Raw genomic sequence first — 12241 nt, 5'->3', positions numbered from 1 at the left:
TGTGGTCAGAAATAACTTCCCAAGCTCAGCCATTGGCCGGGACGGCACGGTAGTTCCATCGGGGCAGATGCACATCGAAGACGATGCTCATGTTTGCCAGAAAGTCTGCCGCGACCTTTTTGCCTTTGACGTAGAACCCGCCGAGCACCTCGACCTTCACTGTCAGCCCGGCGGCCGTTTTGGCTTTTGCCATGAACTGCCGGGCGATGTCCACCGTGTGAAACGTCACGCCCTGGCAGGCGCGCGTGACATGTGCAAACAATCGGTGCTCGATCGGGTTGTGTTTGGAGCAGTACGGCGGGTAGTGCGCGATGCGTATCTCATCAAGCCCAAGGTGATGGCTGGCTGTCGGGGGCGTGCCCAGTTTGAGTGAGTATTCCGGACCAACGTGACCGGTGATTCCGGGATCGTGACCGACATTCCGGTGAACGTGACCGGAGGGATTCCGGCAACGTGACCGCTGATTCCGACGAACGTGACCGATGTTTTTGGTCACGCCTGTCGGCACGGCGGTAGACACCGTCGGCACGGTGTTGCGCATAAACGAAACCCGGCGTGGCGTGTAGCTTCGATGCTTTTTGCAAAGAGCTTCATGCCCGCCTTAAGGATCAATATGCGCAAACTCAAAGACGCCCTGCGTCTGAAATTCGAGGGTGGACAGTCCCATCAACAAATCGCCAGTGCCCTGGGGTTCTCCAAAGGTGTTGTCACCAAATACGTGGGTCTGGCCGTTGCCGCCGGGCTGGACTGGGCGGCCATTTCAGCCCTGGACGAAGCCGCGCTGGAGCGACGCCTGCTGGCGTCGTCTCGCGCCAGCCAGACCTATGCGCAAGCCGACTTCGGGCGCCTTCACCAGGAGCTGGGCCGCAAGGGCGTGACGCTCATGCTGCTGTGGGAGGAATACTGCGCCCAGGTCGGCGACGAGCACCGTGCGGACTTGCCCCTGAAGCCCTGGCGCTACTCGCAGTTTTGCGAGAACTACCGCCAGTTTGCCAAACGCCTCAAGCGTTCCATGCGCCAGGTCCACCGCGCTGGCGAGAAGCTGTTCATCGACTACGCCGGCCCCACCATTGCACTAGTGGCCGGTGGCCAGGAGGTGGGCCGCGCCAACCTCTTCGTCGCTGCCATGGGCGTGTCGGGCTACTGCTTTTGCCTGGCAACGGCCGCGCAGACGGCACGCGACTGGCTGGGCGCCACCGCGCAGGCGTTGAATTTTTATGGCGGCGTGCCCCAGCTCATCATCCCCGACAACCCGCGCGCCCTGGTGACCAAGGCCGACCGCTACGAGCCGCTGCTGACCGACAGCGTGCAGGACTTTGCCCGTCATTACGGCTGCAGTGTGCTGCCTGCACGCGCTTATCACCCACAGGACAAGGCGTGGACTTCATACTGCACCTTGTGTTGACGGTTGAGCGGGAATAAACGAAGCGCAGTGGCTGGTGTACCGGCCACCGACGCCGCGCACCAGTTGACCACCGTTTGGTGGCTCGTACAAGCAACGGTGGTGGTTGCCGTACAGGTGGCGCGCCAGCACCCCTTTGCGGCCGAGCTGATGGATGGTGGTCGACGACACACCGAGCTGCTCGGCCATCTCCTGGCCCGTGAGCATGCCGTGCGCTCGCAGCCGTTCGAAACGACTGCGCAATCGGTAGGCACGGCGAACGGACATGACCGTTCTCGACGTGAACGACTGCCCCTTCCAGTTGCGGTGGCCCTGTTCGTTGAGCCTGGCGGCGACCTGCCTGTCCGTTGAGGCATCGAGCCATTCATCGATGAGCTTGACGACTTCGCAGGGCGTTTTGCGGATCTGCGCGATGGGGCGTGGCTTGTCCACGCTCAGGCTCTGGGTATGCCCGCCGCGCCAGCGTACATGAACGGCAATGCTGGGGCCGGCCACAAGCGTCACGTCCTCGACCAGGAGCGCGAGCATGCGCTTGCGTTCCTGGGCGCTGGTCCGGGCATCGTTCCAGACGCGGGGAAAGTCGCTTGTCAGCTCGGCGATCCGCTGGCGCGCCGCGTCGTCCAGTTGGGTTTCATCGCTCTGGCGTTGGCGATCTTGAAGTTGTTGCAAGGCATCGAGTTCGCGTAGGCGATGGTTCCAGTCGGCCTCCAGCGCATCGGCTACCAGGCGGTTGTCCGGATCGACCTTGGCGTAGCGGCGCCGGGCCAGCTCGGCTTCGTAGCGTGCGCGCTCGAGCTGCGCCTGGCGCCGCTCGGCGGCCTGCCCGATGCGCTGGGCAATTTCGTCCTGCACGGCCAGCGCCACCTCGATCGCTGCGGGCGCCACGGTCTGCAGCAGCAAGGCACTCACCGCGGCATCGACCGCCGGTCCGTGGACGGCCTGGCATGGCTTGCCGGCACGGCGCACCACCTCTTCGCTGCAGCGGTAGTAGGCACGAAGCCCGGCGCCAAGCGCCTCGTAGTGCACGCGCATGCGCGCACCGCACTTGCCGCACAGCACGCGACCCTGCAGCAAGGCCTGACCTTCGCGCGGCATGCGACCGCGCTCCCCGGGTGCAAAACCCAGGTTCTGACGCAGCCGCAGCGCATTGCGCTCGAACTGCGGCCAGTCGATGTAGCCCGGATGGGCGTCACGGATCAACACCTTCCAGTCCTTTTGCCCGACGACGCGCTGCACCGGATGGAGCTGTGCGTTGCATCCGGTGCGCGAGCGCCCGTAGACGAACGCGCCGGCGTAACGCGGGTTGTGCAGGATCTGCAGCACCCGCGAGACGTCAATCGACCCCCACAGCAGATCGCCCTTGCCGATTCCTCGGCGGATGCGCCGGGGAAACAGCACCTGCTGAGCGCGCAGACGCCGCACCACGGCGCAGGCCGAGCCGACCGCGTCGAACACATCGAAGAGCAGCCGCACCGTGTCCTGGACCTGGCGGTCCGGGTCGAGCACGACCCGGCCGAGGCCGTCGTACGTCAGGCCGATCGGCAAGGGTATCTCCAGCTCCCCGCGGCGAGCTTTGTTGAGAATGCCGCCTTGCAGGCGGGACCTGAGGATATGCAATTCAGCCTCACTCATGGTGCCCTTGAGGCCCAGCAGCAAGCGGTCGTTGAAGTGGGCCGGGTCGTAGACCCCGTCCTCGTCGAGGATCAGCGTATGCGACAGCGCGGCCAGCTCGAGCAGACGGTGCCAATCGGCGTTGTTGCGCGCCAGGCGCGAGACCTCCAGACCCAGCACGATGCCGGCGTGGCCCAGCGCCACCTCGGTGACCAGGTGCTGGAAGCCGTCACGGCCCTGCGCCTGCGCGCCGGACTGGCCCAGGTCGCTGTCGATGACATGCACGCGCTCGATGGGCCAGCCCAGCGCGACCGCGCGCTCGCGCAGCGCGTACTGGCGCTGGGTGCTCTCGGTGTTCTCGAACACCTGGCGCAACGAGGATTGGCGCACGTACAGGAACGCGTCGCGGCGTAGATGGTCGGCATCGATCTTCAAGGCGGACTCACTGGGCATGGATCACCTCCTGTCTGTAAGGCCAGCACCATGTCGGCCAGCAAACGCACGAGCTGGCGATCGGGCGTGCCGGTGGGGGTCGCCGCTGATGGCGGCGACACGGTCGGTGAAGGCAGTGGCAATGGCGAGGCTGCCGTCTCGAGCAGTACCCCAAGCCCTCGCCACATGCCGTGAAAGACGATGGCGCCCACGGCGTCGGGGCGCGCCTGGCCGGCCATCACGTCGGCGCGAATGCGCTCGTATGCCGACGCGGCTTGCGCGGGCAGACCCTTTGCGCAGCACACGACAGCCGCCGATGTCAGCGTTTTTTTTTGCGTGTCATGGCCCGCTCGATGCTGCGCGGGTGCACCTTCAGGCCCAGCTGGCTGAACACCACCCGGGCCATCTCGCGCGCCTGCATCGGGGCGCCCGGGCGATGGTGCGACTCGATCACGCCCATCACCTCGGCAGTGAGCTTGTGCGCCGACTTCGGGCCGCGCGGCTGCGGCAGCAAGCCGGCCACGCCGCCCTGCTCGAACGCGGCTTCGGCCTGATAGAAAGTCGGGCGCGACAGGCCAAAAAGACTCGCCGCCTCGGCCTTGGTGACGCCGTCCTGGCGCGCGTGGCGCAGCATCTCGTATTTGACCTGCACCAGATCGTTGGCGTCGAAGAAGCTCCCCGGCTGGAACCAAGCGGCCTGCACTCGCCCAGGCTGTGCGTTGAGGACGCCGGCCTGGCGCAGTCGATCGAGCTTGGGGGTGGTCTTGGTCATCGTCTAAAGGCGACTTGTGGTGTAAATAATAATATGCCGCTGGCTGCGTGGCGTCAAGGCAGCCATGACCTCCTACTCCTGTGGATGCTATTGCCCAGAAAGAAACCAAGACACCTGAATCGGTGGTTATTTCGGCAACGCCATGCCATGCGGCATTAATGCCTTTACAGATGCGGCAAAATTTACTTGACACGGCGAGGCCTCCTCAAGTGCTGGGTCCTGATCTCGTCGATCAGCGCTGCAAGCCTGAGGAGATCGTCCGAACGAAACGCCGCACGACCAGCGGCTGCCTGCGTGCAAACGTCCGGCGGGTCGATGTCGGTCCACGCCGCAGGCAGCGAACGCAGCCGGCCTTGGGCGTCGAAGTACATCACCCGATCCTCGCCCCAGTTTCGCTTGCGCGTGGCCAGCACAAAGCGCTGGCCACGCCAGGGATGAAAGGGATGCGTGACTTCGATCTCTATGCACGCTCCAGTGGCCGGACAGCCGGCAGTTCTGGACCTATGAGAAACCGAAGGTCGAGCTGAGCGTTTTGCTGGTCGAGCGCTGGATTCTGGCACGCCTGCGCAAGCATCAGTTCGCCAGCGTGGAGGAAGTTAACGACGCCATCGCCCCCTTGCTGCACTGGCTCAACCAGCGTGCGTTTCAAAAGTTGCCGGGCAGCCGCGCCAGCGTGTTCGCGCAGATCGACGCGCCGGCCCTGATGGCCTTGCCGGTGCAGCCCTGGGAATGGGCGGTCTTCAAAACGGTGCGCGTACACATCGACAGCCATGTCGAATACGAAGGCCACCGCTACAGCGTGCCCAACGCCCTGGTGGGCCTGGCGCTGGAGCTGCGCGTCACCGCCCATGCGGTGGAGATTTTGCACCGTGGCAACCGGGTGGCCAGCCACATGCGCTGCGTCTACAAAGGCGGTTTCACCACCGTGACTGAGCACCTGCCCGAGCGCCACCAGCACCAGGCGCAATGGACACCTGAGCGGCTCATCGCCTGGGGCGCGCGTATCGGGGTGGCCTGTGCGGCCACGGTGCAAAAGATGCTGCAGCGCCAACCCCATCCCGAGCACGCCTACCGCGCCTGCCTGGGCCTGCTGTCCCTGTCCAAGCGCTACGGTGATGCCCGGCTGGAGGCGGCCTGCACCATGGCCCTTGGCCTGGGCACCAGCAAATACACCCACATCCGCGACATCCTGCTCAACCGGCGCGACCTGTTGCAGGCCAGCACCACACCCGAGTGGACCAGCCCGACTCACGCCCATGTGCGTGGCGCGAACTACTACCAATGAAACCCAACACGACAGAGCCCAACATGATGATGAATACCACCCTGAACCAGCTGCGCGGCCTGCGCCTGGAGACCATGGCCCAGGCACTGGAGCAGCAGCTTGCGCAAAGCGGCATCGGCGCCATGAGCTTTGAAGAACGGCTGGCCTTGCTGGTAGACCGTGAGGTGCATGGCAGGCAAGACCGGCGCTGTGCGCGATTGCTCAAGACCGCCAAACTCAAATATCCGCAAGCGGCCATTGAAGATTTGGACAGCCGCAGCACCCGGGGCATTGAACGCAGCGCGGTGATGAGTCTGGCCCTGGGGGAGTGGGTCAATGCCGGGCACGCCGTGCTGATCACCGGAGCCACCGGCGCTGGCAAGTCCTGGCTGGCGTGCGCGCTGGCCCAGCATGCCTGCCGGCGTGGCCACAGTGCGCTGTACCTGCGGGTTCCTCGCCTGGGTGAGGAACTGCGCATTCGCCATGCCAACGGCACCTTTACGCGCTGGCTGGACACGCTCAAAAATACGGACGTCTTGCTGCTGGACGACTGGGGCATGGCCGCCATGGACAGTCAAACTCGGGCCGATCTGCTGGAGATCATTGACGACAGAGCCAGCCAGCGCGCCACCATCATCACCAGCCAGTTGCCCATTGAGCACTGGCACGAGTGGATAGGTGACCAAACTGTGGCCGATGCCATGCTCGATCGCCTGATGCAAAACCATCACCGCTTCACCCTCACCGGCGAATCTCTGCGCAAAAAAAGCCCGCCAGCACAAGGGAGCACCGACCACTAATCCACCACGCTCAGGGACCTCGGGCGGCCTGGCAGGGGCCTATTCGTTCAAAAACAATTCAATTTCAGAGAGGGCAAAACAGCCGGGAAAGCAGGCCGGCATAAAATCAAAACGCGCAACACCAACCTTCGGTCACGTTCGCCGGAATGCCGGTCACGTTGCCGGAATCAGCGGTCACGTTTACCGGAATACGCAGTTTGAGGTGTTGGTGCTGGGCCTGCCTTGGGCGCGCATGGGCGAGGCGGGCATTATCACGAGTACCTGAAGCGGCTGTGCATTACCTGAAGCGGCTGTGCAATTGGGGCATCCGCCAATGGCCAGACGCCACCGGGTTGGGCAAACAGCTGCCCATGGTCAATGCACAGCACCTGGACAGCCTGAACGCCGAGCAACTGCGCGCGCTGGCCAAGGCATTGATTGATCAGGCGGCCAGCCGCAAAGAACTGCTCGCGGGCAAAAACCGCGAGCTCAAGGTATGCGGTCAATTAACAGCGTACCTTGCGCCGCTGGCCGGGGTGTGATTGAAATGGCTGAGGAGCGTTGCCCGGCCGCTGCTCAGCGGCCGGGCAATGTAATGCGCCAAGGCAGTAGCGCCTCGTAGTCGTCTGCCGTTTGCGCGCTGGGCAGCGCGGTGAGCAATGCGCGCAGGTACGCGTAGCCGTCGACGCCGTTGACCACGCAGGTCTGCAGCAACGAATACAGGTTGGCGCTGGCCTGTGCGCCGGCTACCGTATCGCTGAAGAGCCAGTTGCGTCTTCCAATACAAAACGGACGAATCGAATTTTCGGCAGCATTGTTGTCAATCGGGTAGGCGCCATCGGTGACATACAGCGCCAGCTTCGTCCATTGCGAAGCCAGGTAATGCAGCGCCTTGCCCAGCAAACTGCCCGGCAGCACGGTGTGCACGTTGGCCAGCAGCAACGCCTCTATCTGGCCAAGCACGGGCACGCTGTGCTGTTGCCGCTGGACCAGCAATTCCTGGGGAGGAAGCCGGTGCTCGCGTGCGCGCGACTCTACCGCATACAACTGGGCGATGAGCGCGAGAAACCGCGCAGCGAGCTGCTCGGGGCCGCGCGCATTCCTGGGCAGCGCCTGCAGCGCCTCATGGAACCCGCGCCTGCAATGCGCCCAGCATCCCAGATGCACGAGGTGGTGCGCCTGCGCGATGGCGTCATAAACCGCGTAGCCATCCGTCATCAGCACGCTGCCTTCTTGCACCCCGGCATACAGGATTTGTGCGGCCGCCGTGCTGCGCGAGGGCGCGTAGCCAAACAGCCGGATGGGTGGCCCCGCTCCCTGCACCCCGGAGCACGGGGTTGTCTGCACCCACATGTAGCTTTTGGACTGCGCGCTTTTGCCGGCTTCTTTGAGTACCTGCACATGGGTTTCGTCGCCATGGATGAGGGGCGAGTCCAGCAAATGGTCGCGCAGCACATTGATGATGGGCTGCACCTCCCGGCCCACGCGCACGACGCTGGCGGCCAGGGTGTTGCGCGCCAGGTCGCCGCCGCCAAAGCGCGAGAGCAGCGCCGTCTGGCGGTACAGCGGCAGGCCGTCGCAATACTTCGACGTAATCACCCAGGCCAGCAGGCCTTCGCTGAACAAGCCCTTGGGGATGATTTGCGCCGGCTTGGACGCCAGGCGCAAGGCGCCATCGCAGCAGGGACAGGCATATTTGACGCGTTCATGGCGAATCACGCGAACCTGCTGGGGAATGATGTCGAGCTGCTCGCTGGTCTCCACGCCAATTTCCACCAGCGCCGTGCCATCGTGCGGGCACACCCGCTGGTCTTCGGGCAGTTCGTGGCGCACCACCTCCCGGGGCAAGGCCGCATCGAGCGGCTTGCGTCCGCGCGGCACGCGCTGATGGGCGCGGACCTCCTGGCTGCCATCTTCGTGGCCGTCGCAAGTGGCCGGTTCGCTGGCCGCGCCCAGCGCCTCGGCCTCGTTGAAGAACAGGTCCCTTTGCTGCGGGCTGCCCGCTTCGCTGCGGGCGGCAAAGAGCTTGCGCATGAACTGCTTGAGCCGCTCCTGGAGCAGGTCACGCTCGGCGCGCACCATACGCAACTCCCCCGCCAGGGCGTCGCTGCGCTGCAAAGCCTGCGCCAGCGCCTCTTTCAAGGCGTCTATTTCTTGGGCATCAGGCACAGCGAGCATGCCCGTTTAGACAAGGCGGCGCGGGTGAAAGTTCCCAAAAATCCGAGTCTGAGCCTTGCCTTCCAAGCCAGAATTTGTCCCCCTTACGCTGCGCGCTCGTAGCGCACGGCCTGGTGTCCGCGCAGGGCCTGGATGTCGATACCCTTGAGCAGCCAGTGCAGCTGCTCCACGCTGAGCGTCACGACGCCGAGTTCGCCTCGCGGCCAGATGAAGCGGTCCTTCTCCAGGCGCTTGTGCAGCAGCCAAAACCCGTTGACATCCCAGCCCAGAATCTTGATGCGGTCGCGCCTGCGGTTGGCAAAGACAAACAGTGCCTGGGCAAACGCGTCCAGGCCCAGGCCATGCTCGACCAGGCTGGCCAGACCGTTGATGCTCTTGCGAAAATCAATGGCCTCCTGGTGCAGGTACACCGCACGGGTGGCGTTCAGCGTGAACACGCCAGTGTGCCCAGCAGTTGCAGCACGGGCGCCATCGCCTCCAGCGGGACCTGGCCCACATCGAGCGCCACCCCGTTGGGCAGGCGCACGTGCAGGCAAAGTGCGACTGGTGCGGTTGTTGCAGCCGGCGCTGCCGGCTCGCTAACCTGCACGGCCACGAAAGCCGCTGGCGACGCCAGCGCTTTGCCATGGTTGGGCTGGCCTGACTTGGCAATCCAGGTGCGCAGCAAATTGGCGTTGATGCCGTACAGCATCCCCACGCGCGCCACCGACACGCCAGGCTTGAGGCATTCGTCAATTAGCGCCTGCTTGGCCAGCGGGTCGTAAGTGCACCGTCCGTCGCGTTTGCGCCCGACCACCAGCCGGGCCAGCAACTCTGCGTTCATCTCTGTCATAGGTGTCCATGTAGTTGTAGATGGACACATAGCATCATCGAATCAGCTCACGAATAAAAGGGCGTGGTTCGCGGACCGCTTACAGCTCAAGTACCGCCAGGCCAAAATTGATCAGCTCACGCACGAGATGGCTGTGCTCAAGCGCTGGAAATTCGGGCGCAACGGCGAGCGGCTGGACCCGCGGCAGCGCAGCTCGACGAGATCATCGATGCGGACATCTCCGCTATCGAAGTGGAACTCCAGAGCCTGGCACCCACGACCCGAGCCGTCACCGAGGCGGGCAAGCCCAGACCCACCCGAACCACCCCGGGTGGAGATCACTCACAAGCCCGAGTCCACTGTCTGCACCACGCCGAGATGCGGCTGCACGCTCAAACGCATCCAGTCCAAGTTTTGTCCGCACCCTCCGAGCGCGAACACAGGACTGGGTCCAAAGCGTGAAAGAAGAATCGGCCTGAAGGTGTTCCTGTATGGGGTCTACTGTCTACCCGTAAAGCTGTCTGTTACCAATGAGCACTCAGGTATGGTTCCTCTTCGTCAAAACATGGTTTGCGCAAACTCGAGCAAATCCTCCGTACTGGGCTGGCCCCAGGTTTCCTGCGCAAGCCAGCGCAAGAAAGCAGATTGAGCGCCCTTGAACGGTTTGCTCTTTTTAATTCGAAAGCCACGGATTTCCTGCTGCGCGTTGTACCGCTCGACCAGTGCGTCCTGGTCTGCCCGACCTAGCTCATTGAAATAGGCCTGTGCGTCCTTGAACTGTTTCATCATAAAAGCATCGACAAGCTTGTTCTGACTGGAGGACTTTTCAGCGGCACCACCGGGAATAGCTCGCATCGAAAGCTCGCGCTTGATCTGTGCATCGGGCATCTCACCGGCAAGCGCCAGATCCTCGCTGGCCTCGTACCCCCTAGCAATAGCATTGCGAAGGTAAGCGGCAGGATTTTCGATCACGGAAGCTTTTTTATTGGCAATCCTGCCCTTTGTGTAGGCTAGCGCGGCAAGGACGCGCTGAGCAGGATATGCCTTAAGCATTTTCTTAGCTTCCGATTGAGAAAGGCCAAAGAGCACTAGCTCGCCAATCGCTTTCATGGCCTCCTCGTTGGAAGGGTCCATATCCTGACGCGCAAAATCATCTTTTCTGCTCACGATGAACTGCACGGTCGTCACCTGGCGCCCCTCCTTCGTCAGTTTCATTTCCACATCGATGTCGGCCAGTGCGTTCATCTCCACCACAGAGGGCCTGAGTATCTTGTTGTTGAAATGCTTGAATTCCTCGTAAGTCTTGGGAACCTCGGCACGCCCCAGAACAATGCTGCGCAAGACGGTCCAGTGAACCGGCGTTGTTGCGCCTATGTTCACAAAACGTACGCAGTGCTCGTAAATCGCAACCGATGAGGAGCGCTTGAACCTACCTATGACATTGAGGTCAATCATGGCGTACATCTTGGGCTGAAGAACGCGCTCCTGAAGCTCATGGTTGATCTGATAGAGCAGCTTGCCACTTCTTTGCTTGACGTTGGGAAACAGTGTTGCTGCGTCCCAGTCGGTGAGTTTTCTCAATTTAGGTGTGGGATGCTGCGTTGCCAACACATCGAACTCAAAGACGATCTTCATCAGCTCCATGGCAGCTTGTCTGAGATGCTGGTGGTTGTTGCTATCAAAGCCCAGATCGCTGGCCATTTCAGCAATGTTGATACTCCAGTAGCCGTCCTTGTCCACCTCGGTGTCAATGGCGTTCTTGATCCATGCATTAAGCATTTTTCTTAACACCAGGGTCATGTTGTTCAGCGGGATGCTGTGGACAACTTGTACAGCCTTTCGGTACGCGTTGGGCAATTCAATTGCCGGAAAGAGCGAAGCCTGAAACTCAGCCTCGTTGATGAGCAAGGCGTTCTCTTTCAAGTCGCTGCTTTGCAGGGATGCAGCTTTGGCTTTCAAAGTCATGGTCTTAAGTGTTTTATAGGTCACTGAGGCATGTCTGGATTGTGACCTATCTTGTTCATAGATGCACCTGCAAACTGCATTTCCTGACTTTGGATGTTTTGCTAAATTGAACAACAGCACCTGTTGTGTACTTTAACCAAAACACTTTCTTCTTTAATACATTTAGGCCTCGAAAAAAGCCCTTTTACAGAGGAGAGCTGCCATTCATTAGTCACCAACAGTGGGAGGGTAGGTCATAACTTGTGGGATTTGAGGTCTGCAGTTATGGGAGATGGGTCACTATTTATGGGATTTGAGGTCTGTGGTTATGGGATTTGAGGTCACCATTAATGGGAGAGAAAACACGCAGCCGACCTCGGACCTGTAAGGTCACCACCAATGGGAGAAAGAACTGCGCAAAGTTAAAGATTTGCTTGCAAAGTCACTTGGATTTGAGCCAGGTAACTGCCCTGGCACAGAATGAGCGGCTGTTCCAAAGGACATGGACGTTCAAGCGCTGTTGGCTGTAAGGTGCAGGCATAGCGCACAGGAACTGGCTGAGCCGATCGGGCCTTGTCCCGCTCGCCCAGAAGGCCGGCAACTGACCAATGGTTATTGGCCAGGCCACTGCCGGTGGCGGTGCATCGTTTGCTGGGCGGCTCGGTCTAGAGCGCCGATACGCTGCGCGATGAACTCGATGCCGCTGGCCGTGTGCGAGAACCTAGCGCTATCCAAACGCTACAAGGACTTCAAGGACATTGCTCAGCGGGGCAAATCCTCCACCGGCTGGTTCTACGGCTTCAAGCTGCATGCGATCAATCAACCATGAAAGCGAACTTCTGGCCATCGTCTCGGTTGTGTGCGGCAAGATATACGAAGACAAGGGCTGCATCGGCAAGGAGTGTCAACGCCGGATGAATACCCCCAAATGGGGAAATTTAAACCGGTATTGATAAGGAGTTTGCGCAGAAGGTGAGGGACAAGGGCATCGAGATCATCACGCGAGTGCGCAAGAACATAAAAGAGGCTTGCACTCTGACTTGACCGC

General features: G+C 61.6%; 12 protein-coding genes and 2 pseudogenes. 5 read left to right on the top strand and 9 right to left on the bottom strand.

What is annotated here, in order from left to right:
- Positions 1-25: 25 nt before the first annotated feature.
- Complete coding sequence (locus tag EC86_RS0121585) at positions 26-541, bottom strand: ISAzo13-like element transposase-related protein (protein ID WP_156955437.1); 516 nt, start codon at positions 539-541, stop codon at positions 26-28.
- 72 nt (positions 542-613) lie between these two features.
- Between EC86_RS0121585 and istA the strand changes: the two are divergent.
- Positions 614-1378 (top strand): annotated as a pseudogene (gene istA, locus EC86_RS0121580) (IS21 family transposase); the annotation flags it as partial.
- 6 nt (positions 1379-1384) lie between these two features.
- On the opposite strand, the gene EC86_RS0121575 reads toward istA, so the two are convergent.
- From EC86_RS0121575 to EC86_RS30610, 4 genes are all read right to left on the bottom strand, one after another.
- Positions 1385-3466 (bottom strand): recombinase family protein, encoded by a 2082-nt coding sequence (locus tag EC86_RS0121575; RefSeq protein ID WP_029525308.1) that lies wholly within the window; start codon positions 3464-3466, stop codon positions 1385-1387.
- Complete coding sequence (locus EC86_RS28000; RefSeq protein ID WP_198026769.1) at positions 3445-3750, bottom strand: hypothetical protein; 306 nt, start codon at positions 3748-3750, stop codon at positions 3445-3447. The genes EC86_RS0121575 and EC86_RS28000 overlap by 22 nt, the downstream gene beginning before the upstream one ends.
- 14 nt (positions 3751-3764) lie before the next feature.
- On the bottom strand, positions 3765-4217 hold the full coding sequence (locus EC86_RS0121570) for a helix-turn-helix domain-containing protein (RefSeq protein ID WP_029525307.1): 453 nt from the start codon (positions 4215-4217) through the stop codon (positions 3765-3767).
- A 182-nt stretch (positions 4218-4399) separates the two neighbouring features.
- Entirely contained in the window at positions 4400-4777 is a 378-nt protein-coding gene (locus tag EC86_RS30610) for a DUF5372 family protein (protein ID WP_408633931.1), read from the bottom strand.
- On the opposite strand from EC86_RS30610, the pseudogene EC86_RS0121560 reads away from it, so the two are divergent.
- From EC86_RS0121560 to EC86_RS0121550, 3 genes and pseudogenes are all read left to right on the top strand, one after another.
- Positions 4726-5502 (top strand): annotated as a pseudogene (locus EC86_RS0121560) (Mu transposase domain-containing protein); the annotation flags it as partial. The gene EC86_RS30610 and the pseudogene EC86_RS0121560 overlap by 52 nt on opposite strands.
- A gap of 23 nt (positions 5503-5525) precedes the next feature.
- On the top strand, positions 5526-6281 hold the full coding sequence (gene istB / locus EC86_RS0121555) for an IS21-like element helper ATPase IstB (RefSeq protein WP_029527928.1): 756 nt from the start codon (positions 5526-5528) through the stop codon (positions 6279-6281).
- 272 nt (positions 6282-6553) lie between these two features.
- Entirely contained in the window at positions 6554-6802 is a 249-nt protein-coding gene (locus EC86_RS0121550; RefSeq protein WP_029527927.1) for a hypothetical protein, read from the top strand.
- Between the two features lie 34 nt (positions 6803-6836).
- Here the strand turns inward: EC86_RS0121550 and tnpC are convergent, their stop codons facing one another.
- From tnpC to EC86_RS0121530, 4 genes are all read right to left on the bottom strand, one after another.
- Positions 6837-8438, bottom strand: a complete 1602-nt coding sequence (gene tnpC / locus EC86_RS0121545) for an IS66 family transposase (RefSeq protein WP_029524734.1) — start codon at positions 8436-8438, stop codon at positions 6837-6839.
- Positions 8439-8521: 83 nt separating this feature from the next.
- A complete protein-coding gene (gene tnpB, locus EC86_RS0121540; RefSeq protein WP_029524733.1) occupies positions 8522-8875 on the bottom strand; it encodes an IS66 family insertion sequence element accessory protein TnpB in 354 nt (117 codons plus the stop codon).
- Complete coding sequence (locus EC86_RS0121535; RefSeq protein WP_029524732.1) at positions 8863-9270, bottom strand: transposase; 408 nt, start codon at positions 9268-9270, stop codon at positions 8863-8865. Before EC86_RS0121535 ends, tnpB begins: the two co-directional genes overlap by 13 nt.
- Before the next feature lie 537 nt (positions 9271-9807).
- Positions 9808-11214, bottom strand: a complete 1407-nt coding sequence (locus EC86_RS0121530) for a replication initiation protein (protein ID WP_029527926.1) — start codon at positions 11212-11214, stop codon at positions 9808-9810.
- Positions 11215-11881: 667 nt separating this feature from the next.
- On the opposite strand from EC86_RS0121530, the gene EC86_RS29595 reads away from it, so the two are divergent.
- The gene (locus tag EC86_RS29595; RefSeq protein WP_198026867.1) at positions 11882-12022 is read left to right on the top strand and encodes a transposase; all 141 of its coding nucleotides are present in this window, start codon (positions 11882-11884) and stop codon (positions 12020-12022) included.
- Positions 12023-12241: the final 219 nt, after the last annotated feature.

Source organism: Polaromonas glacialis (assembly GCF_000709345.1).
Classification (GTDB): Bacteria; Pseudomonadota; Gammaproteobacteria; order Burkholderiales; family Burkholderiaceae_C; genus Polaromonas; species Polaromonas glacialis.
This window is presented reverse-complemented; position numbering and strand designations above follow the sequence as displayed.